The 22,812-nt window shown below is 40.8% G+C and carries 17 protein-coding genes; 9 read left to right on the top strand and 8 right to left on the bottom strand.

All coding sequences use genetic code 11. The features are described 5' to 3' along the window. The first annotated feature begins 334 nt into the window (after positions 1 to 334). Positions 335 to 4,255, top strand: a complete 3,921-nt coding sequence (locus KSU66_RS09305; RefSeq protein WP_269051163.1) for a S8 family serine peptidase — start codon at positions 335 to 337, stop codon at positions 4,253 to 4,255. A gap of 150 nt (positions 4,256 to 4,405) precedes the next feature. Here KSU66_RS09305 and KSU66_RS09300 read toward each other — a convergent pair whose 3' ends face one another. From KSU66_RS09300 to KSU66_RS09290, 3 genes are read right to left on the bottom strand one after another with little or no spacing between them, the layout of a single operon-like run. Beyond that, positions 4,406 to 4,558: a hypothetical protein gene (locus KSU66_RS09300; RefSeq protein WP_269051162.1), complete on the bottom strand. Its 153-nt coding sequence runs from the start codon at positions 4,556 to 4,558 to the stop codon at positions 4,406 to 4,408. Between the two features lie 49 nt (positions 4,559 to 4,607). After that, a complete protein-coding gene (locus KSU66_RS09295; protein ID WP_269051161.1) occupies positions 4,608 to 4,760 on the bottom strand; it encodes a hypothetical protein in 153 nt (50 codons plus the stop codon). Between the two features lie 49 nt (positions 4,761 to 4,809). Then, positions 4,810 to 4,962, bottom strand: coding sequence for a hypothetical protein (locus tag KSU66_RS09290; RefSeq protein WP_269051160.1), 153 nt, complete (start codon positions 4,960 to 4,962; stop codon positions 4,810 to 4,812). A gap of 226 nt (positions 4,963 to 5,188) precedes the next feature. Here KSU66_RS09290 and KSU66_RS09285 point away from each other — a divergent pair, with 226 nt between their 5' ends. The 5 genes from KSU66_RS09285 to KSU66_RS09265 all read left to right on the top strand — a co-directional run bounded on the left by KSU66_RS09285 (position 5,189) and on the right by KSU66_RS09265 (position 11,361). Then, entirely contained in the window at positions 5,189 to 6,160 is a 972-nt protein-coding gene (locus KSU66_RS09285) for a nuclease-related domain-containing protein (RefSeq protein WP_269051159.1), read from the top strand. 176 nt (positions 6,161 to 6,336) lie between these two features. Next, entirely contained in the window at positions 6,337 to 7,629 is a 1,293-nt protein-coding gene (locus KSU66_RS09280) for a uracil/xanthine transporter (RefSeq protein WP_269051158.1), read from the top strand. A gap of 20 nt (positions 7,630 to 7,649) precedes the next feature. Next, positions 7,650 to 9,254: a gamma-glutamyltransferase family protein gene (locus KSU66_RS09275; protein ID WP_269051157.1), complete on the top strand. Its 1,605-nt coding sequence runs from the start codon at positions 7,650 to 7,652 to the stop codon at positions 9,252 to 9,254. A 138-nt stretch (positions 9,255 to 9,392) separates the two neighbouring features. Continuing rightward, entirely contained in the window at positions 9,393 to 10,301 is a 909-nt protein-coding gene (locus KSU66_RS09270) for a DMT family transporter (RefSeq protein ID WP_269051156.1), read from the top strand. Between the two features lie 148 nt (positions 10,302 to 10,449). Further along, positions 10,450 to 11,361 carry a DMT family transporter gene (locus KSU66_RS09265; RefSeq protein ID WP_269051155.1) on the top strand — a complete coding sequence of 304 codons (912 nt, stop codon included), beginning with the start codon at positions 10,450 to 10,452 and terminating at the stop codon, positions 11,359 to 11,361. A gap of 59 nt (positions 11,362 to 11,420) precedes the next feature. Here the strand turns inward: KSU66_RS09265 and KSU66_RS09260 are convergent, their stop codons facing one another. Then, on the bottom strand, positions 11,421 to 12,017 hold the full coding sequence (locus tag KSU66_RS09260; RefSeq protein ID WP_269051154.1) for a helix-turn-helix domain-containing protein: 597 nt from the start codon (positions 12,015 to 12,017) through the stop codon (positions 11,421 to 11,423). Between the two features lie 397 nt (positions 12,018 to 12,414). On the opposite strand from KSU66_RS09260, the gene KSU66_RS09255 reads away from it, so the two are divergent. From KSU66_RS09255 to KSU66_RS09245, 3 genes are all read left to right on the top strand, one after another. Next, positions 12,415 to 13,755 carry an aldehyde dehydrogenase family protein gene (locus KSU66_RS09255; RefSeq protein WP_269051153.1) on the top strand — a complete coding sequence of 447 codons (1,341 nt, stop codon included), beginning with the start codon at positions 12,415 to 12,417 and terminating at the stop codon, positions 13,753 to 13,755. A gap of 401 nt (positions 13,756 to 14,156) precedes the next feature. Next, positions 14,157 to 15,983 carry an N-acetylmuramoyl-L-alanine amidase gene (locus KSU66_RS09250; RefSeq protein ID WP_269051152.1) on the top strand — a complete coding sequence of 609 codons (1,827 nt, stop codon included), beginning with the start codon at positions 14,157 to 14,159 and terminating at the stop codon, positions 15,981 to 15,983. Positions 15,984 to 16,168: 185 nt separating this feature from the next. After that, the gene (locus tag KSU66_RS09245) at positions 16,169 to 17,365 is read left to right on the top strand and encodes an aminotransferase class I/II-fold pyridoxal phosphate-dependent enzyme (protein ID WP_269051151.1); all 1,197 of its coding nucleotides are present in this window, start codon (positions 16,169 to 16,171) and stop codon (positions 17,363 to 17,365) included. A 269-nt stretch (positions 17,366 to 17,634) separates the two neighbouring features. On the opposite strand, the gene KSU66_RS09240 is transcribed toward KSU66_RS09245, so the two are convergent. The 4 genes from KSU66_RS09240 to KSU66_RS09225 form a co-directional block, all read right to left on the bottom strand. Next, a complete protein-coding gene (locus tag KSU66_RS09240; protein ID WP_269051150.1) occupies positions 17,635 to 18,738 on the bottom strand; it encodes a C40 family peptidase in 1,104 nt (367 codons plus the stop codon). Between the two features lie 121 nt (positions 18,739 to 18,859). Then, a complete protein-coding gene (locus KSU66_RS09235; RefSeq protein ID WP_269051149.1) occupies positions 18,860 to 19,954 on the bottom strand; it encodes a CapA family protein in 1,095 nt (364 codons plus the stop codon). A 66-nt stretch (positions 19,955 to 20,020) separates the two neighbouring features. Next, positions 20,021 to 21,190 carry an acyltransferase gene (locus tag KSU66_RS09230; RefSeq protein WP_269051148.1) on the bottom strand — a complete coding sequence of 390 codons (1,170 nt, stop codon included), beginning with the start codon at positions 21,188 to 21,190 and terminating at the stop codon, positions 20,021 to 20,023. A gap of 322 nt (positions 21,191 to 21,512) precedes the next feature. Next, positions 21,513 to 22,682, bottom strand: a complete 1,170-nt coding sequence (locus tag KSU66_RS09225; protein ID WP_269051147.1) for a CDP-glycerol glycerophosphotransferase family protein — start codon at positions 22,680 to 22,682, stop codon at positions 21,513 to 21,515. Between the last annotated feature and the right edge of the window lie 130 nt (positions 22,683 to 22,812).

Genomic DNA, 22,812 nt, shown 5'->3' with positions numbered 1-22,812 from the left:
GGGAACCTTGGGTGGTTTTTTGCGTTCAATTTATAATTGTCGAATTCTCGTAATGATTATTTGGATATAAACACCAATCCGACATGGATTTTTGTGTGAGTTGTTTCGCCTATCGAAATGTATGTGCATTTTATAGATTAATAGGACTACTAAGTTAACAAGTTACTAGGAATCACTATGTCATTGTAACTAGTCATGAAAAAACTTTAGAATGATTTATTTGAAAAATAGTAAACTATCAATTAATTACATTTAATTTGAATTCTCTTATGCTATGATTCGGGTGTCGCACAATTTGTATTAGTGCAAATACAAGAAAAAGGGGAAATGAATCTTGAAGCAAAACAGGCTCATGAAGTTTTTCAGTACTTTTCTTGCAATCGTCATGGTTCTATCATTACTGACACCTATTTCATCGGTATCAGCAAATGATAAAACTAAACCGTTTAAAACGGGGAACCAAAGTGAAAGCATAATACAGCAGAAAGCAGCAATTGCAGAACAAGTGCAGTTGTCCGATCAGCTTCCGAGACTACACGCAGACTTGGAAAACTTGAAAGGAAATCAGGAAGTGGATGTTATTATCCACTTGTCAGAAAATCCTGCTGCACTTGAACAAGGCATTAAAGAACTTAAAGGACAGAAGTTTACAGCAGCTAATGAAAAAAAGGTTAAATCTAATGTAAACGCACAACAAGCAATGCTTAAAAAAGAAATGAAAACAAAGAAGATAAAATTCAAAGAAAAGTTTAGCTACAACACCGTATTAAACGGATTCGCGGCTACTGTTCAAGCGGATGAACTTGATGAATTACTTGAACTCGATGGGGTAACACTTATCGAACCGGATACGGAAGTTCACGCATATGAGGATGAGTTAGCTAAAGAAGACGGACAAGTATTCTCAGAACTTAAAGAACAAGGACAAGTTAGTCCAGCAATGGATACAAGTATTCCATTCCTTGGCATTGAGCCACTTTGGGCTGAAGGTATTGAAGGTCAAGGAATTAAAGTAGCTGTTCTCGATACTGGGATTGACAAAGATCACCCAGACTTTGCAGGCATCTACAAAGGTGGAAAGAACTTTGTTCCGCACAATGGCAATGATTATGCCCGCGAACGTGCGGCTGACGATGCTTCTGAAACGTCACCACTAGATCGTCCGAATCACCGACCTGAATTTAATGCGAATGGCGGTTCATTCTATACTTCCCACGGAACGCACGTTGCAGGAACAATTGCTGCAATCGGTGCCAACCAATACGGAATTAAAGGAATCGCACCGAAAATCGATCTTTACGCATACCGAGTACTTGGCGCTTATGGTAGCGGATCGACATCAGGAATAGTTGCAGCAATTGAAGAATCTGTTAAACAAGAAATAGACGTTATTAATCTATCACTTGGTGGCGGTTCGAACACAGAAAGTGACGCGGGTTCATACGCGATTAATAACGCAATGCTTGCTGGAACAATCGGCGTCATTGCAACAGGAAACTCGGGTCCTAAACGTGGCACAATGGGAACGCCTGCAACAGCGCCGTTTGGCATAGCTGTTGGAAACACGACGAACCCTGAAACGATGTATGACGTTGAGCTCTCAGTTGAAGCAGGGGATTACAGCCTGACGAAACAACTTAACTTTATGTCAACAACTTACGGTATGGACCTTGAGAGTCAATTGGCAGGCGAGTTCGACTTAGTCGCAGTTCCTGGAAATGGGAACGAAGCTGACTTTGACGGAATCGATGTTGACGGTAAAGTCGCGCTTATCTCGCGTGGTGCTATCGCATTTGTTGATAAGATTGCAAATGCAAAAGCGAACGGTGCTGTCGCAACAATTATTCACAACTTTGCAGGCGGCACAAACGCACCGGGTATTTCGGATGTATTCCTTGGAGATGACTTTGCATTTCTTCCAACGGCGGATATGTCTCAAACAGACGGTGATGCAATTCGCGCAGCATTAGCGAATGCAGACGGTAAGGTTTCATTCGGCAATGTGCAAAGCACAACAACTGCCGGAGATGAAGTAAACAATTCAAGTTCACGCGGTCCATCCGTTCCGAACTTTGATATTAAACCAGATGTAAGTGCACCGGGAACAAATATTATGTCGACAATTCCGATGTACCAAGCAGATTTCCCGGAAGTGTCATATGAACAAGCTTTCACAAGGAAAACAGGTACATCAATGGCAACGCCGCATATTGCAGGCATTGCAGCACTTGTAAAACAAGCAAATCCTGATTGGAACGCATTCGACGTTAAAGTCGCGCTGTCCAATACGGCTAAAGTTTTAGATACAGACAAATATGATGTTATGGCGCAAGGTGCGGGACGAGTTCAAGCACATGCGGCGGCACATGCAAATGTACTTGCTTACGGAGTCGATCAAGCAATCCCGGAAGCAGGCGGCAAAAGTGTAGAAAATCTTAAAGGGACAGTTACATTCGGTCCGCAAAACCTTAAAGAAGGAAATATTTCAGTTACAAAAGAAATTCTCGTCAAAGATCTTAAAGGCGTTGGCGGAAATTACGATGTGACAGTCGATGTGACAAAAGCATTTAAAGATGCAACCGTAACAGTCGATAAATCTTCATTCACATTGGCCGGCGAACAATTACTAACTGTGACATTAACTGCACCGCAAACAGCAGCTACGAAAGCTGGGGATGAAATTTTAGGATACATCCATATTGATGGTGTGGACACAGCTCTTTCATTACCATTCGCAGCGGACTTCGCAGGAGCGGCAGCGGCAGCGATTGAAGATATGGCGATAAGCGAAACAGATCTTTCGTTTGACGGCGATGGCTACAAAGATTCAGCTTTGCTATCGTTCAAATTAACAGGTGATGTAACGACGAACTTTATTGAGCTTTGGGATATTATGAATCCAGATGGCGGACCATTTGGCGACGGGTACATTGGTTACGTGCATGCAGGAGCTTCTCTTGGAGCGGGTTCTTACACGCTAAATATTGCGGGCCAGTACAAACCTTGGACATCTGAACCAGCAACAACAATTCCTGATGGTTTATATACAATCGATTTCACAGGGACGACAGTTTCAGGAAATCCACCAGTTATTGGTGACTATGCTGGGCCAATTGTCGTCAAATCAGAGGCAGGTACAATTGAAGGCGCAATTTCAGGAACGACGGCAACAGGTCAAATCACTGACAAGTATATCGAGTACAATACTGAACTCGATAAATACGGACTCGGCTATGCCATTAATACTAAACTAAACGCAAGTTATGAAGTAACAGCGAACGGAGAAATCGTCGAAACAGAATCCATTGAGCTTCAGAAAAATGGCTCATTCACATTCGATGTCGCTACGCTGAATCAAAGCACAGAAAGCGTCGTTGTAAAATATGTAGACGCTGCTGGCAATAAAGCACAGCAAACAATCTACGAAAGCGACGGCGAGCCAGAACCAGATGTAGTTACGTATTCTGTAACACCTGAAAGTCTATCGCTCACAGTAGGGGATACAGAACAATTAATCTTAACTGAAACAACTACAGCAGCAGACGGAACTGTTTCTGAAGAAGACGTAACAGCAGACGCAACATTCGTAAGTTCGAATGACGCGGTTGCGACAGTCCAAAACGGAAATGTTACAGCAGTCGATGCTGGAAACACGGAAATTGCAGTAAGCTACGAAGACTTCAATGCGGCAATTGCAGTTGAGGTAGCAGCAGGAGAAACACCTCCGGAAGAACAGAGGTTTGTCGTTTCGGATGAAGATATTTCGAAATATGTGAATGACAAAAAAGCAAAAGAAATCATCCTCAACGTACCAGCATACGAAGATGAAATTGCAGTCGAATTCACAGAGTCAATACTGGCAGAAATTCAAAAGTCGAAGAAAGATCTAGTCATCGAAAGTGATGGAGCTAGCTTCGCATTTAAACAAAGCGACGTTAGAAAACTAGCGGAAGCAGCTGATGGCGGCGCAACAATTACACTTGGAAACAGTGACTCAAGTGCAATAGAAGCAGCCATTTCCGAAACTTATTCAATCGCTATTGAAAGTGGTTTTGGAGACAATAAACAAGCGCTTAAGAATTTTAAAGCACACATCGATATTGTGTTATCGATTGATGAATCAAAACTGAAAAACGATAAGAAAGTAGCAGTCCACGAACCGAATTCAAAGAAACCTTTAAAAGCATCATACAAAAAAGGTCAATTCGAATTCAAAACAAAAGAAACTGGTAGCTTCACTGCTATTAACGAATAAGTAACAACTTCCACCCCTCAGCGTTATCGAGGGGTGGATTTTTTTGTGATTTTATGAGCAATTAAGCGGCGTGCGAGCAATAAGTCTGTAAATCCGAGCATAACTCGTGGTAAGCGAGCATACCCTCACCGGAAGTGAGCATAACTCCGATTAACCGAGCATAATCCATCGCCGCGAGCAATAAGGCTGTAAATCCGCGCATAACTCATGGAAAGCGAGCATAGCCCCACCGGAAGTGAGCATAAAGACGATTAACCGAGCATAATCCATCGCCGCGAGCAATAAGTCTGTAAATCCGCGCATAACTCATGGAAAGCGAGCATAGCCCCACCGGAAGTGAGCATAAAGACGATTAACCGAGCATAATCCTTCGCCGCGAGCAATAAGTCTGTAACTCCGCGCATAACTCATGGAAAGCGAGCATAGCCCCACCGGAAGTGAGCATAACTCCGATTAACCGAGCATAATCCTTCGCCGCGAGCAATAAGGCTGTAACTCCGCGCATAACTCATGGAAAGCGAGCATAGCCCCACCGAAAGTGAGCATAAAGACGATTAATCGAGCATAATCCATCGCCGCGAGCAATAAGGCTGTAAATCCGCGCATAACTCGTGGAAAGCGAGCATAGCCCCACCGGAAGTGAGCATAACTCCGATTAATCGAGCATAATCCTTCGCCGCGAGCAATAAGGCTGTAAATCCGCGCATAACTCGTGGTAAGCGAGCATACCTCCACCGGAAGTGAGCATAAAGACGATTAACCGAGCATAAACAATCCGCCGCACATAAAACCGCAACCACCGACACCCCCACACCCACCTTCAGCCATACAAAACGCCGTTTTAACCACTATCAGCGTGTGATAATTCAACTTCGCCAAATACTCTATTAATTCGCAACGCCTTTTGCTATGCTACTTGAGAGGTGATCTAATTTGATCTATAAACAGCGGACAATCCCCGGAAAACTTCAAGGATTAAAGGCTCTTGAAAAGCGATTATCGACTAATCATCAAGAGTTGAAAAGTATTCAACGAGAGATTTACAATCGAAGAGCAGGATTCGGAGGAGAGCAGCATTTTGATAAGAAAATGACCGAGTTTCAACCGTTATATCCACACGCAATTTTGCATGGCATATGTTTGAAACAAAATGGCATATTTTTTGAAATGGATTCAATTCTAATAACCCCAGCATTTATCATCATTTTCGAGGCGAAAAATATCGGAGAAAAATTAATCCTATCCTCAAATCCAACTCAGTTTATTAAAGTATCAAGCGATGGCACTAGGAAAGGGTTAACCAGTCCAGTTGCGGAGTTAGAGCGAAAAGCATTTCATCTAATTGAGTGGCTTTTAGAACGAAAAATAAAAATACCTATTAGAAAAGTTGTCGCATTTGCCTACTCCAACGAATTGACTGTAACCGACATTAAAGGAACAAAAATAGCATTTGCTTATGAGATACCAGCCTACTTACGGACGTTAACCGTGGATACTCCCATACTGACCAAAATCAAAATAAGGAACCTTGCGAATGAAATGGTCAGATACCATGAAGAATACAATCCTTTTCCAATACTATCCACAATGAAAATCACATCCGCAGAAATTGAAACAGGGGTCATCTGTCCGAATTGTTCCCGGATAGGCATGCAATGGCTTGATCAAAAATGGACGTGTCCACCTTGCAAATATACTGGTAAAACAGAACATCAAGATGCGATAAAAGATTGGTTTATGTTAATCAATAGCAAAATGACCAATCGCCAATTCCGCTATTTCACCAAAATGCAAGATCGTAATATCGCCACACGGCTACTTGCGAAATCAAGCCTCGAAATGCGAGGGGAGCGAAGAAATTCATACTATATAATGAAAGATGAGAAGACGCTTCGCGATATATGAAGCGTTTTTTATATGGAGGAAACTAGTAAATCTCCTACTCGCGGCATCCATCCCAAAATATCTATTTCGTCTCCCTAAACAACCAATACTAATGTATAATGAATTCAGTAAACTAGTTATCTAATATCGTAAGAATACCAATATAGAGTAGTCTTAATCATGAAGGGGCAGTGTGAATGGGAACGCGGACAATGCATAAGACAGTTACATTTTTGGCAGGTTTTCAATGGTTATTTTTCATGTTCGCAAATACCGTCGTTATTCCAATTTCGATCGGTGGCGCATTTGAGCTCGACCAAATTGAAATTGTATCGGCCATTCAGCGGTCCTTTATATTTACTGGGATTGCTTGTTTGTTGCAGGGCTTTATCGGACATCGTTTGGCGTTAATGGAAGGGCAATCTGGACTTTGGTGGGGCGTTATTCTGAGCCTAGCCGCAACAGCAAGCACGATGAATCTTGAACTTGCGACAGTAGGTGGAAGTATTGCTGTTGGGATTATTATTTCTGGTGTGCTTGTGGCAGTCTTTGGGTTGCTTGGCATCGGCGAGTTGTTGAAAAAATGGTTTACGCCAATCGTGATGTTTGTCTTTCTTATATTACTCGCCAATCAACTGATCACGATATTTTTGAAAGGGATGCTTGGGCTGAATACGAGTAATTCTATCGATGTGAAAGTGGCTATTTTTTCGATTGTACTCGCAGCGATTACAATCCTCATTCATGTGAAGGGCAAGGGGATTATTAGTAGTTTAAACTTGCTCATTGGTATGACGATTGGGTGGATTGTGGCCGTTCAACTCTTCCCGATAGTCGCGACGGAAACAATACATACAACGCCGTTTCTCACATGGTTCCCTTGGGGACAGCCAGCGTTTGAGTGGGGGATCATTATAACGGTCGTCATTACCGGGTTACTCAACACAACGAACACAATCGCAACATTAAAAGGGGCCGAAGCTATTTTCGAAAAAGAGACAACCCCTGCCCAGTACAAGGCTTCATTTTTCATGACGGGCTCACTATCAACATTCGCAGGTGTACTTGGCCTTGTGCCGTATGCACCGTACGCGTCATCTATAGGCTTTTTGCAATCAACAGGAATTCGCGAACGCGCGCCGTTTTTCATTGGCTCACTGTTATTCATCATGTTAGGAATGAGCCCGCAATTAAGCGCTTTTTTCTCTACAATTCCGGAAAGTGTCGGAAACACAGTGCTATTTGTCGCTTACATACAACTGTTTGGATCGGCTATTAAAAACATAGATGGGTTATCTTTCAATCCGAAAACGGTTTACCGAATCGCCCTTCCTACTTTACTAGGGTTAGCAATTATGTCGCTTCCAGCAGTTACTTTTAGCACATTGCCACAACTCGTCCAACCGATCCTTTCAAACGGGATGCTTGTCGGAATCATAGCGGCACTATTTATGGAGCTATTGTATTATTTAGGAACGAAAAATAAATGACTACAAAGGGGAAACACACAATGGATTACTTATACAATCCCTATCCATCACTAAGACACACAGCTTTCGCGAAGAAAGGCATGGTGGCGACGTCACAACCACTTGCAGCGCAGGCAGGTATTGAAATTATGCGGCGAGGTGGAAACGCGATAGATGCTGCAATCGCAACAGCGGCGGCACTTACGGTGGTTGAACCAACATCAAACGGAATTGGCGGCGACGCGTTCGCACTCGTTTGGGTGAAAGACAAACTTCACGGACTCAACGCATCAGGCCCAGCACCAGAACAACTGACAATCGATACTGTAAAAGCGGCGGGACATGAAAAGATGCCTATTCACGGCTTAACGCCAATTACCGTTCCAGGCGTTCCTGCAGCATGGGCTGAACTGTCGCGTAAATTCGGGAAATTATCTTTAAAAGAAGCGCTCGAACCAGCAATTCGCTACGCGGAAGAAGGGTACCCCCTGACACCAATTCTCGGAAAGTACTGGAAGATCGCATACAAACGTTTTAAATCAACGTTCACAACAGCAGAATTCGACGAGTGGTTTAAAACATTCGCGCCAGATGGTCGTGCACCGGAAATCGGTGAAATGTGGAAATCACCAGGACATGCCGAAACACTGCGCCTAATCGGCGAATCAAATGCGGAGTCCTTCTATAAAGGAGAACTGGCAGATCAAATTGATACGTTCATGCAACAACACGGCGGCTATCTTCGGAAATCAGACTTGGAAAGCTACAAACCAGAATGGGTCGAACCGGTTTCAACAAACTACCGCGGCTACGATGTCTGGGAAATTCCACCGAATGGCCAAGGGATGATCGCGCTAATGGCACTCAATATATTAAGTGAAACCAACGTACCTAATCAACACGAAACAAACTCTTTACACGAGCAAATCGAAGCGATGAAACTCGCATTTGCAGACGGCTTAGCATTCATTACAGAACCAGATGCAATGCCGATTTCAACCGATTATTTATTATCACAAGAATACGCAAAACTGCGCGCCCCAAAAATCAAAAAAACAGCAACACTGCCAGAGCCAATGGAATTGCCAAAAGGCGGCACGGTTTATCTTGCGACCGCAGACGACGAGGGGAATATGGTGTCCTTCATCCAATCGAATTATATGGGCTTCGGATCAGGGATCGTCATTCCAGGCACAGGAATTTCGCTACAAAACCGCGGTGCTGATTTCTCATTAGACCCAAATGCACCAAATGCGCTAAAACCAGGAAAGCGCACATACCACACCATTATTCCAGGGTTCTTAACGAAAGATGGACAAGCAGTTGGCCCGTTCGGCGTTATGGGGGGCTTTATGCAACCGCAAGGCCATTACCAAGTCGTTATAAATACCATCGATTACAAACTTAATCCACAAGCAGCGCTCGATGCACCGCGTTGGCAATGGGTTGAAGAAAACACCGTCGACGTTGAGCCAGGATTTCCCTATCACCTTGCACAAGCCCTAACGCGTCTAGGCCACAACATTCGACCGACACTGGACTCAGGATCATTCGGGCGCGGCCAAATCATTTGGCGGGACCCAGAAACAGGCGTACTCTCAGGCGGCACAGAATCGAGAACAGACGGTGCAATCGCCCTATGGTGAACCGTAGTGCTCCGACTTGTTAGCCCCGTAGACATAAATGATGTATACTAGATAACTGTCCATGAAGGTATGTAAGGGCGATCCAACAGTATACATCCATCGTTACGGGTAATCTTTTAATTAAAGGAGACGACCGTTATGTGGAAGATTTACGCGATACTTGTAGGGGTCATGATCTCTTGGGGATTGAATGTGGCCGCACTAAAATACCTGATTGTATATATCGGGCCAATTACAATGACGTCGTTTCGTATTTTATTAGCAGGGATTACTGTGTTTATAATACTTTTTGTATTTAAACTCATTCGACTGCCGACACGAGACGAATGGAAATTAATTGTGCTCGGCGCATTGCTGAATGTTGTCGGCCATCATTACTTTCTAACGGTTGGGCTTATGAGTACAACGAGTTCAAATGCGGGGTTAATTCTTGGTACAGGGCCTCTACTTACAGCAATTTCAGTGTCCCTTATCTTCCGTAATTATCCATCGAAAGTGCAGTGGATAGGTTTTTTTGCTGGGCTATTTGGCGTGAGCATTATCGTTCTTGCGAGTGGAGAAATAGGTGGTGCCTCAATCGGTGATTTCTATATATTTATATCAATCCTTGTACAGGTGTTGTCGTTCCTAGTCGTTTCAAGAGCAGCCAAAACACTGGATCCACGACTGATGACGGGCTATATGTTAGTCATTGGGGCAACAATATTAGTAGTAATTGGTTTAATACGAGAACCTGGCGAAATAAAGGCCTTCGCCGCAGTTCCACCTATTTTCTGGTCAGTGTTTCTAGCGAGTAGCCTTGTCGCAACGGCTATTGGACACATGCTCTACAACTATTCTGTCGGAATGGTAGGCCCATCGAAATCTGCGATATTCATAAACTTCAGCACGGTATTCTCCCTAGTTGGCTCAGCGTTATTCTTAGGTGAAGTGATCACGTTACTCCATCTATTTGGACTGATTTTCATTATTGCAGGTGTGATTTTTGGATCAGGGGCCGCAGAAGATTTGTGGAAACAGAGAAAAAGACGAAAGCAACCTTCATAAAGCAGGTTGTTTTCCGGAATTAAATCCAGAACTAAGCACAGCCAATATAACTCATTTTAGGGAAATCGCAACTACTTCAAAGTATACTAAGTAACCCCCAAAATAGCACAATGAAAAAGACATATTAAAATCAGGAGTGAACGCTTATATGTGGAGAATCTACGCACTACTAACGACCGCAATGCTTATTTGGGGCTTAAATTTACCTCTTCTAAAATATCTCCTCCTACACATAGAACCAGTAACGATGACAGCGTTCCGACTTCTACTGGCAGGTATCTCGGTATTCATTATTTTATTTGCGTTTAAATTAGTTCGCTTACCCACTAAAAATGAATGGAAATACATCATACTTGGGGCACTTTTAAACGTCGTCCTACACCATTACTTTCTAAATATGGGCCTTTATCGTACGAGCGGTACAAATGCGGGACTCATTCTTGGAACGGGTCCGGTGCTGACTGCTGTTTTAGTATCGCTCATCATCCGCAACTACCCATCTAAAGTACAATGGGCTGGTTTCGTACTTGGGCTCACGGGCGTTGGTTCCGTTGTCCTTGCAGGCGGCGGACCCGCAAGTCTTGCACTAGGCGATATATTCGTCTTCCTTGCGATTTTGGCGCAAGTCTTGTCATTTTTAGTCATTTCAAAAGCGGCTAGAACAATTGATCCACGGCTCTTGACCGCCTATATGATGGTAATCGGTAGCTTCGTTTTAATTATCATCGCCGTTATTCAAGAACCCGGAGAAATAAGAGCATTCGCAGAGGTACCTCGACTGTTTTGGCTAGGTTTCGCAGCTAGTGGAATCATTGGAACCGCTGTAGGACACATGCTCTACAACTATTCGGTTGGAATAGTCGGCCCATCAAAAGCCGCGATATTCATTAACTTCAATACGATTTTCTCCTTAATGGGATCTGCATTATTCCTAGGCGAAATCATCACAGGTCGACATATAATCGGTCTCTTCATCATCATCGTAGGCGTAATCCTAGGCTCAGGAGCTGCTGAAGATATGTGGAATCAACGAAAGAAACAGAAAAAACCTTCACTCTAGAAGGTTTTTTTCTTTGGAATAAAGTTTGTGCAGCATGCTACTTTCAGTTTAGAGGCTTGCTAATTTGTGTTGTTCAAAACTTGCGCTACATAGTTAAAGTCGGCAGGTACATATTTACCTTCGAATACTTTTCTAAATTGGGTCGGGGTGTATTGTGTAGCCTTTTTAAAAACCCTGCTGAAATAAGTGATATTCGAATAACCTACTTGCTCGGCGATATCGGAAACCTTTAAGTCAGTAAGTTGAAGTTTCTTTTTTGCTTGTTCGATTCGGTAATGCATCACATATTGCGTGAAAGGCATGCCTACAATATCTGAAAACGTTCGGCTTACGTAAGTTGAATCTAGTTGGACTTTATTTGCCAAACGTTCTAAAGACAAGTCTTCATCATCATAATGCTGGTGGATATACTGAATCATTTTGTGGGCGTTATTACTTTTTTCTGCCCCAGCATCAGCGCTGTTAATATAGAGCAGCGAAACTTGATTGAGTGAAACAATTGCACGATGGATAGCAGCTTTACATTCATCTGCTTGTAAAGGTTTTACCAAGTAATCAATTGCTCCGCTACGCAGTGCAAGTTGTAAATGGTCTGCGTTTTGTTGATCATCTAATAAAATCACTTTAACATTCGGTTGTACTTTCAAGATCTTCATTTTATATTTAAAAGTTAGTTCGGGAGCATTACTTAAATCTAAAATTAATATATCGACTTGTTCTATATTAGGTAAGTAATAAGCTTCATCGCTGTGTTTTACATCGGGTAAAAGTAACGTTAAAAAAGTGATCCGTGAAAATGTCCAGAAGAAAACGTCGATCCTCTGTACCGGGGATTGCTAATAGAACATTACACATTATAATTCCTCATTTCCCTATTTCTATTCTTCTGTTACTAATGTTACTAGAAAGGAGAAAAATAGGAATAAATGTGAACTAAAGACATAAAGAAACAGTATAAACACAAGAAAAGACTATTTAACAACAGGAAAGTCCTAACGAGGAGTAATGAAAGCGCTTTATAATTAATGTATAGCATTTAGAGGAGGAATTAACATGACACAAGTAATGACGAAAGAAGTAACGGTTTTAATTGAAGAAGCAAAGGCAGCACAACAAAAATATGAATCATTTAACCAAGAGCAAGTCGATAAAATTGTCGATGCGGTAGCAGCTGAAATGACAGCAATCACCAAAGAACTAGCGCAAATGGCATTTGAGGAAACAGGATTTGGAAAAGTTGAAGATAAAATAACGAAAAACTTATTCGCGAGTGAAGCGATTTATTCTTCCATCAAAGATGAACGTACAGTGGGTATCATCCATCATGATGAAGCAGAAGGAATATATGAAATTGCTGTACCGATGGGCGTAGTCGCGGCTTTAATCCCGATGACAAACCCGACGTCCACAGTGATTTTTAAAGCATTACTTTCATTAAAAACAAGAAACGCGATCGTCTTTTCTCCTCACCCAGCAGCTGTTAAAAGCATCGTGGAAACAGCTCGCCGGATTGAAGAGGTAGCTGTAAAAGCGGGAGCACCTGCAGGACTGATTCAAGTAATTGAACAACCTTCTTTAGAAGAAACAGAGCGTATGATGCAGCATGAAGATACAGCGATTATTTTAGCGACAGGCGGCAGCCAAATGGTAAAAGCTGCGTATTCTTCAGGAAATCCGGCAATTGGTGTTGGTGCAGGAAATGGGCCAGCTTTCATAGAGAAAACAGCAAATATAGCACAAGCTGTGGAACATATTTTGGCAAGTAAGTTATTCGACTACGGGGTAATCTGTACTTCTGAAGAATCTATTATTGCAGAAGCAGCTGTAAAAGATGAAGTTGTGAAGACTTTACTTGAGAAAGGCGCTTACTTCTTAAATGACGAACAAGTAGAGAAGTTAAGCAAAATAGCTATACGTGAAAATGGCACGCTAAATCCTGCAATTGTTGGGAAACCTGTATCTGTTATTGCGAAGCTTGCAGGAATTGATGTGCCAGAAAGCGCAACAATCCTTATTGTAGCGCAAACAATTATTTCCGAAGATAATCCTTACTCACGTGAAATGTTAGCGCCAATTCTTCCGTTATATATAGCTAACAATTGGGAAGATGGCGTAGAGAAAGTGAGTCAATTATTAAATATTGAAGGAATCGGGCATACGGCAATTTTACATTCTACTGACAAAGCAAAGGTTGAAGCATTCGGCTTATCCATTAACGCTTCACGTATCCTTGTCAATACGGGAGGTACGCTTGGCGGAATAGGTGCGACAACCATGCTAAATCCTTCTTTAACATTAGGTTGTGGAACTGCTGGAGGTAGCAGTACGACAGATAATATCAGCGCGAAACATTTGCTAAATATTCGTCGTGTTGCAATGCATTACGATCGTTAAGTAATAAAGAGATGCATTGAGTAGACTTTTATATAGATAAAAAACACATATAAACGCCTTCATTAGGCTGCCAAGACACACTATTTTAGTTGTGTTTAGGCAGCCTGTTTTTTTGTCTTAAGGCATCCACCCATTAAGGGATATGACGTTTTCTTTTAATTGCTAGAACCTATTTGTCCTATCTTTTTGGTCAGTACCAATGGCTAAGCATTATTTTTACTCAACTGATACGATACTGGGCAAAAAGTAATGGTGTATCATTTTTAATTATGATAGACTAAAAGTTATAGAGTGGTGTAATGATGGAAAGGACTTTCGGGTGCTGTTATTGTCAGGAAGAAAATACAAAACCTACCACCATAAATATTTCACCATAATAATTAAATAAGGGGTTAACGAGCGTGAAAAGATTAGTGGCAGTAATGATTGTTGTTCTAGGCATCGGTCTAGGAATGACTTCAGTAACGGTAAGTGCGGAGGAGCCATTTAAGAAAGTAATGATTGACGCCGGACATGGTGGAAATGATTCGGGCGCAATAGGTAACGGGCTACGTGAAAAAGATTTAACGTTAAAGCTGGCAACTTTGATTAATAACCATTTGAACAATAATTATGATGTAGAAACGATGATGACACGAACATCAGACACCACCGTATCATTGACACAACGTTCGAGAATGGCTAATGAGTGGGATGCTGATATCTACTTATCAATACATATCAACGCAGGTGGGGGAACGGGATACGAAGACTTTACATTCAATGGTCGAATGGTACAACCCCCAAGCGTAGAAGCAGAATCGAAAGAAATTCAACAGGTAATTCATGCAGAAATAAAAGAAGTTTTAATGAAATATAATGTACAAGATAGAGGCTCTAAAGAAGCCAACTATCATGTTTTAAGAGAAACAAACATGCCATCATTATTAACTGAAACTATGTTTATTGATAATGCAAAAGACGCGGCGCTATTAAAAAATGAGAACTTCATTAATGATATTGCGGTTGCACACAGTGTAGGAACAGCGAAGGCATTAGATTTACCAGCTAAGGGTACAAGCTCAGGATTCAAGGAAGAGCAAGAACCAGAACCAGAACCAGAACCAGAACCAGAACCAGAACCAGAACCAGAACCAGAACCAGAACCAGAACCAGAACAGACTCCAGCACCCGAAGTTGAACCTGAAGGTGAAGTTTATGAAACAACAGCGAATTTAAACGTAAGATCAGGCGCAGGAGCCATGAATAGTTTTTTAACAAACGCCAAAAAAGGCACGAAGATAACAATCACGAAGACGCAAAAAGTAGGGAATGAAACATGGGGGTACGGAACAGCTAATGGTAAAACCGGTTGGATGTCAATGGCTTATCTGAAGGCCTACAATGAACCGACGGTGAAACCAACACCGCCAGTAGTAAAGCCAACACCGCCAGCAGTAAAACCAAACCCGGCACCGGCACCAAAGCCGACGCCAAAACCAGAAGTTAAACCAAATTATAAAGTATATGAAACAACAGCGAATTTAAACGTAAGATCAGGTCCGGGGGCTAAAAACCAATTTTTAACAAACGCTAAAAAAGGCACGAAGGTAACAATCACGAAGACGCAAAAAGTAGGAAGTGTAACTTGGGGTTACGGAAAAGTTAATGGTAAAACCGGCTGGATGTCGGTGGCATATATGAAGGCATATAACCAACCGACAGTGAAACCAAAACCACCAGTAGTAACACCAAAGCCAGAAGTTAAACCAAATAATAATGTATACGAAACAACAGCGAATTTAAACGTAAGATCAGCAGCAGGTGCCAAAAATAGGTACTTAACAAACGCTAAAAAAGGCACGAAGGTAACGATTACGAATACCCGAAAAGTAGGAAGTGTAACTTGGGGATACGGAAGAGTTAATGGTAAAACCGGCTGGATGTCAATGGCTTACATGAAGGCATACAACCAACCCACTGTGAAGCCAAAACCGGTAGTAGAAAAAGCATCAGCAAAACCAAAAGTCCAATTTACATCATCTAGAGTGTTGAAAGTTGGCGACAGAGGTGCTGATGTAGGTTCATTACAACGCACATTGAACAGTTTTGGATACAAATTAACAGTCGATAGTATTTTTGGGAAAGCAACAGATAATGCACTGAAAAACTTCCAACGTAAAAACGGTTTAATAGCTGACGGGAGACCGGGGGCATTAACGAAAAAAAGGTTAAACCAATTAAAATAATAGCGAATAAAAATAGAAGGCACCTAATTTATTAATTGGGTGCTTTTTTGTTGGTAATATAAAAAGTATTTCATTTAAATTTAGAATTATCACCAATAAAACTACTATTCATCCCCCTCTCCTAGTAAACTATACTTAAGAAAGCAGATTATTCTAACACCTACTAACGAAAAGGGGGAAGTACGTTGACACCTACCATTAACCCGCGTATTCAAGCAATTAAATTATCGGGCATCCGCAAAATCGCGAATATGCTTGTTGATTACCCGAACGCCATTAACTTAACAGTGGGACAGCCTGATTTCCCGACACCGGCCAAAGTAAAGGCGGCGGCGGTGAATGCAATCGCTGCGAACAAAACGGGCTACACGCATAACGCTGGATTACTAGAACTACGACATGCCGCCAGCGAATACTTCAACAATAAATACGGGTTCACCTATGATCCGCAAACGGAAGTGCTTATTACAGCAGGGGCAAGTGGGGGAATGGACGCGACTTTTCGTACAATCTTAGAAGAGGGTGATGAAATTATCGTACCAGCGCCAATTTTCGCAGGATACGATCCGCTCATCACGCTAACAGGGGCAACCGCCGTCTATCTTGATACAACAGAAACAAACTTCATCCCAGACCCAACGCAACTCGCCGCACTAATCACACCAAAAACGAAAGCAGTCGTTTTTAGTTTCCCTTCCAATCCAACAGGCGTTATCATTCCACACGAAACAATGGACCAACTTGTAGATGTAGTTGTTAAACACGACATATTCATTGTTTCAGACGAAATATATAGCGAAAACACATTTAAAGGTACACACCGTTCATTCGCTCAATATCCACAGCTCAGAAGTAAACTCTTTCTCATCCACGGGCTATCCAAATCACACGCAATGACCGGTTGGCGTCTCGGCTTTTTATTCGCATCTGCGGAATGGATGCGGCATGCGGTCAAAGCACACGCCCATAATACAATATGCGCAAACGCACCTGCGCAGCACGCAGCAGTCGTTGCGCTAACCGAATGCCCTAACACGCCAGCGGACATGAACAAGCAATACATCAAGCGGCGGGACCTCGTGTACACCCGACTTACCGCTATGGGGCTCCCTACTGTCAAACCGAACGGTGCATTTTATATTTTTCCTTCTATTAAAGAGTTCAACATGACATCCGAACAATTCGCCCACACCTTATTAAAAGAAGCAGACGTCGCAGTTGTACCAGGGAGTGCATTCACACCAATCGGTGAAGCATACGTCAGACTCTCATTCGCGAATTCCTACGACCAACTAGAAATCGCAATGGACCGGATAGAAGAGTGGATCGTCTACTGGCGCAACAACGAACGCCACATCGTTCCAGATCCACCGCTTATGTGATTAGAATTTGTGTTGAATCATCGGGTTTTAATGAATATCATCTTTTGGACGGGAGTTATCAGCACTCACGGGCGTATTATCGGCGTTCAAATTGAGGATATCAGCGCATAGAAGCCAAGTATCAGCGCCCACGGCATAGTTATCAGCGAATAGTACCCTTAGACCTATAAAGTTTGAATTAATTAAATCACATCCTAAGCAATTTTCCCAAACAAAAAAGGTTCAAGGACAATAAAGTCCCTGAACCTTTTAAATTTATCTCTATTAAATCAATCAACTGCGTAAAGACGCTTGTAGCTATTAAATTTATTTTTCCAATAGCTATCATTGACGTGTGCAATCGTAATCCCTTTAGAACCCGCATGAACGAATTTTCCGTTACCTAAGTAAATGCCCATATGAGAAAGACCTCTTTTGTACGTGTTGTCAAAGAATACTAGGTCACCCGGTACAGGATTGCTAATGTCATATGACCTGCTGTAATAGCCGGAAACGTTTGTACGAGACATAGAAACACCCGATTGGTTAAAGATATAGTGAATGAATCCACTACAGTCAAATCCTCGTGGGGATTGTCCGCCCCATACATAAGGAACACCTTTTTGAGCAACCGCATTAGCAACTACGTTAGCGTAAACACCGCTACCTGAATTTGAAACTGCTGGTGCTTGTGGTTTAGGAGCTGCCGTTTGGCCAACAGCAGGTTTTGAAACCGCTACGCCATCAAGTTGAAGCTTTTGTCCAATATGAATGATATGCGAATTCAAACCGTTCATTGTCATAAGTGAATTAACACTTATGCCGTGCCTGCTACTAATCCCTGACAGTGTATCTCCGCGAACAATCGTATAAGATGTTGCCCCCGCTACACTTGTATTAGGTTTAGAAGTTGATGCAGCTGGCTTCGACGGTGTTGGTGCCGGAGCTGCTGTTGCAGTTCCAGTAACTTTTAACACTTGTCCAACGCTAATTCTATTAATGTTTGCAATGCCGTTTAAGCTTGCTAGAGCAGAAACCGAAGTTTTATGCGCTGATGCAATTGCACCCAACGTATCTCCAGATTTCACCGTATATGAGTTAGTCGTAGTAGTTGGCTTTGAAACAGTTGTCGATCCAGAAGATGCGCTTCCTGTTGAAGGCGTAGTACTAGCGCTCCCAGAAACGATCAGTTTTTGATTTGGGAATATTAGGTCAGAACTTAAGTTGTTCAATTTTTTCAAGTTGCTTACTGACGAATTATGTTTTGTCGCAATTTTCCACAGGGAATCACCTGGTTTTACATCGTATGTATTTTCAGAAGCATCAGCGTCGCCGACTGCTATCATAGTTGCAAGGGCAGTTGTAGCCATAACAGAAAAAACAGTTTTCTTCATTTTCTTATCTCCCCTTATAAAAAGTAGTATATCTCTATCCAAGATACTACTCTATAGGAAGGATTTAACAAGGACTATTACATTACAAGTATATTACAGTTATGTTACAAGGTGACAAAAACTACTCAAACATGACGGCATTCATGTGTTTAAGAACCCAATCGTTCGTAACAATCTTGTCCTTTTCGACAGATAAGAGGGGAACAACTTTATAAATGCCTTTGTCATCTTCAATGACTGCGGTCGGATAAAAAGAATTTTGGTGAATTGTAATGGGATGCCCATCGATATTTGTATTCTTTTCAATCGTCAACCGCGCAATACCGCCAATATCCGTATAGTCAAAACTTTGTCCGGAATAAAAATTACCCAACGAATAAAACACATGCGTATCATTGCCATTTTTCCCTGTTAATATATCAAACTGTTGTAAAACATGAGGGTGATGCCCAAAAATAATATCCCCACCAGCATCCGCGACCACTCGCGCTAAATCGATTTGCGACTGGTTGGGGGTTAGCTCATATTCATTGCCCCAGTGCATCGAAACGACAGCAACATCGACAAGCTCTTTCATCTCCGCAACCTCACGTGAAATCCGTTCTGGGTCTATTCTTGCAACTAAATAATCTTTTCCTTTAGGCGTCAAAATCCCGTTGGTACCGTATGTATAAGCCAAAACGCCGAGTGTAATGCCGTTAACCGTCACAATACGGGGCTCGTTTTGATCCTTATCAGACATATACGCACCGACATACGGCATGTCATACGACTTAATATTCTCGATAGCCGCCAAAATACCTTTTTCACTTCGGTCGAGCGTATGGTTATTCGCAATGGACACCATGTCCACCCCAACATTTTTCAGCCCGTCAATGATATGAGCGGGACTATTAAACGCGGGATAACCGCTGTACGGATACAAATCGCCAGAAGGCATAGATTCTTGGTTCGCTAGTAAAAAATCGATTTCCTCAAGCGGCGCTTTCACCTCTTCAAACGAATACGCATAATCATCATAGGTGTATAGCGGTTCATGTAACAATATATCTCCAATCATCCCAATGGTCATATGAGACGGGGGTTTTTGATAACTTGTCAAAATAGACTCTTTCTCAGTAAAATCTTCTGGAATAAAAGCCTCATCTTTTTGTGAAAATGAACAACCAGATAACAACATAGAAAATACTAATAAGAAAAAGATGTTTCTCTTCAATAAATTCACTTCCTCAGTTATAGCATAACTAGATTCAAATTCACTCGAAAATCCTTCTGTAGGATTTTAAACATACAATTCGCGTTCTTTTCTATCAATACTATCGTCAGGATTCATTTTCCTAATTAAATCTTGGGTCTCCCTAATGTTGAAATCTATATTACTATTATTATTTTTAACTAAAGTTATAATGTACTGATTGAATGGAAGAAGCGATAATCCCTTTAAAATAATCATGCAAATTATAACAACCATTATAAAATAAATGAAAATAAAAGCTGGATAGGCAGTAACATTATACGGTGCATAATCTAGATATAAATAAATAACAAAGTGGTGAATTAAATAAATCCCCATAGACATATTACCAATCTTAATGAAAACTTTTACAATAAATTCATTTATCATAATTAAATTATAATACAAACTAATCAAAACCATAAATGCTATAGGAACTGTTAGCATGTTAATGACATTTTTATTTGATGAAATAACCATTTGATTTGTATGATAGTTAAAAACATTAAGTGCAATAACAACACAACCTAGCAGTAACATATAGCGATTATTCTTTGTTATAATAAGGAAACTATGAATTTTAGGCCATAACTCTACTAATAACATACCCAGCATAAAGTAGAAAATCCATTGGAACAAAAATGCTCTACTAGTTACAAATTGATCAATATACATATTTTCAAAAGCGAAGTTATTGTTAATAAATGTATAATTAAGATAAAATGATACTACCGTCAAAAAAACAATTGATTTTAAGTTGAGGAACTTTCGAATTAATAAAAATAAAACATAAAATTGTATTACCAAAACAATAAAATATAAATGTGAATGCGCTCCGCCAGTTAAAAACATGTAAATAAAGTCCACTGACTCTTTAGTAGATGAAAAGTTTGGGAAAGAATAATTACGGAAAATTGACTTGTAAATCAAATAAAAAAAGCTCCAGAAAAAAAAGGGAGAAATAATTTTCACAAATCGACTTTTGAGGAACATACGAGTACTGAATTCTCTATTTAAAGTTTGATTATATAATAAAAAACCACTTAATAACGCAAATAAAGGGGTCCCGATTCTACCTATTTGAGTCAAGAAGTTAGTCAATGTGGTATGGCTTCTATCATATGCAAAAAAGTAGATGGCGCTAACATGTACCATTACTACAAGTAGGCAAGCGATAGCCCGAACAAAATTAATTTCGTATAAATACTTTCTTTCCAACTTTATCCATCCTTAAACTGACTGTATTTTATATGTACATTCCTTTTTTGCTTTGTAAAAAAAGGATTCTATTTGAAATTATAATACTAATAATTAATATGATTATATCATAGATATATTGACTTTGGGCTAATTTTATCCCACGTAGAGTACAGTGTGGATAAGTGCGAAGTGTTGTGGGGAGTTTTTGACGCTTATTATATCCAACGGAAGTAGGTTAGTGAATAGATATAGTAGTTAGCAAATCTTTAAAATGTAAAATTTAATGATTATTTCCATCTATACTATAAAAAATAGAATTAAAAATGCCTTCTAGTAATATTTAAGAAGGCATTTTTTTATGCAAGTATTCAACAAGACTACCAGAAGATTTTCCTAAAGAATATTTATTCCATTGAGACGAAAAGTGATGAATTTGTTCAAAGTTAAAATTATCATTTTCAATGAGTTGAATAATTTCATCCGTCGACCTAACAACTGGCCCTGGAACTGATTCTTCATATAAACCCCAAAAACCACTCTCTTTTTCATACTCCTCAAGATCATACGGATAAAAAATTTGAGGACGATTCAATAACGCGAATTCATATGGAAGGGATGAGTAATCCGTAATTAAGTAATCCGTAACAAGCAACAGTTCGTTTACATTCGGATACCCCGAAACATCAATAACTCCGTCTATTCGCGAACGATCTTCACTCATTTTAACAGCAGGATGCATTCGAATAAACAATAAGTACTCAGGCCCCAGTGAAGCAGTCATAGATTCAATATCAATAGGAATATCCTGCCCATTCAACTGATCCCAGCGAAAGGTTGGCGCATAGAGAACCACTTTCTTATTCCCAATTTCCGGATACGCACGTAAAACAGACTGCTCAGCAATATCCATGGCAGCTTCATCAAAGAAAAAATCAGTTCTCGGAATGCCGGTCGTCAAAAATTGATCATCGGTTAAATTAAATGCCTGCTTAAAAATCGGAATCATCTCATCCGAACCAACGACAACTTTGTCGAAACGGTCATACACTTTCAGAAAACGCTTCTGTGCAACTGCCGGCCTCTCATAAAAGTTCGGATTTGCCATTCCGAATTTCTTCACAGCTCCTGCAGCATGCCAAAGTTGAATGCATTCAACACTCGACTTAAAATCCATCACACTTAAAAAAGCAAAATAATTATCAACAAAAACTGTACGAGCGGTCGCCAAATGAAAAATACTCTTTATGTAATGAATAACATTCAAACTATCAAAATGAATCAAATGATAATCACTTAACCCTAAATCATCAAACGAATAATTACTATTACGCGATGTCAAAATCACAACATCACCCTTAAGATCACCAAGAATTTCTCGAGCAACTGATTCAATATTATCCCTGTAACTTGAAACCATCACATACTTATCACGAACTGGGAACAACTTACACAAAACAAACACAATCTTCGTAAACAATAGATAAACCGCAATCAGAAACTCCTTCAACAAACGAAAACACCTTCTCTAAATTAATATAATTATGTAGATTGCACTTATGAAAACAGGTTTCCGCATTAGCATACCTGGAAATTATAGAATAGGGAGACACTCCAGTGCAAATGGGTCGCATTGAAAACTA

Source organism: Sporosarcina sp. G11-34 (assembly GCF_026931025.1).
Note: the sequence above shows the minus strand (reverse complement) of the source record. Positions and strands in the feature narration are given on the sequence as shown.

Coding starts and splice junctions, on each gene's coding strand:
- KSU66_RS09280 (WP_269051158.1), top strand. CDS start 6,337: ATGGGAACGCGGACAATGCATAAGACAGTTACATTTTTGGCAGGTTTT.
- KSU66_RS09260 (WP_269051154.1), bottom strand. CDS start 12,017: ATGAAGATCTTGAAAGTACAACCGAATGTTAAAGTGATTTTATTAGAT.
- KSU66_RS09295 (WP_269051161.1), bottom strand. CDS start 4,760: ATGCGCGGAGTTACAGCCTTATTGCTCGCGGCGAAGGATTATGCTCGG.
- KSU66_RS09265 (WP_269051155.1), top strand. CDS start 10,450: ATGTGGAGAATCTACGCACTACTAACGACCGCAATGCTTATTTGGGGC.
- KSU66_RS09290 (WP_269051160.1), bottom strand. CDS start 4,962: ATGCGCGGATTTACAGCCTTATTGCTCGCGGCGAAGGATTATGCTCGA.
- KSU66_RS09255 (WP_269051153.1), top strand. CDS start 12,415: ATGACACAAGTAATGACGAAAGAAGTAACGGTTTTAATTGAAGAAGCA.
- KSU66_RS09240 (WP_269051150.1), bottom strand. CDS start 18,738: ATGAAGAAAACTGTTTTTTCTGTTATGGCTACAACTGCCCTTGCAACT.
- KSU66_RS09300 (WP_269051162.1), bottom strand. CDS start 4,558: ATGCGCGGATTTACAGACTTATTGCTCGCGGCGATGGATTATGCTCGG.
- KSU66_RS09270 (WP_269051156.1), top strand. CDS start 9,393: ATGTGGAAGATTTACGCGATACTTGTAGGGGTCATGATCTCTTGGGGA.
- KSU66_RS09275 (WP_269051157.1), top strand. CDS start 7,650: ATGGATTACTTATACAATCCCTATCCATCACTAAGACACACAGCTTTC.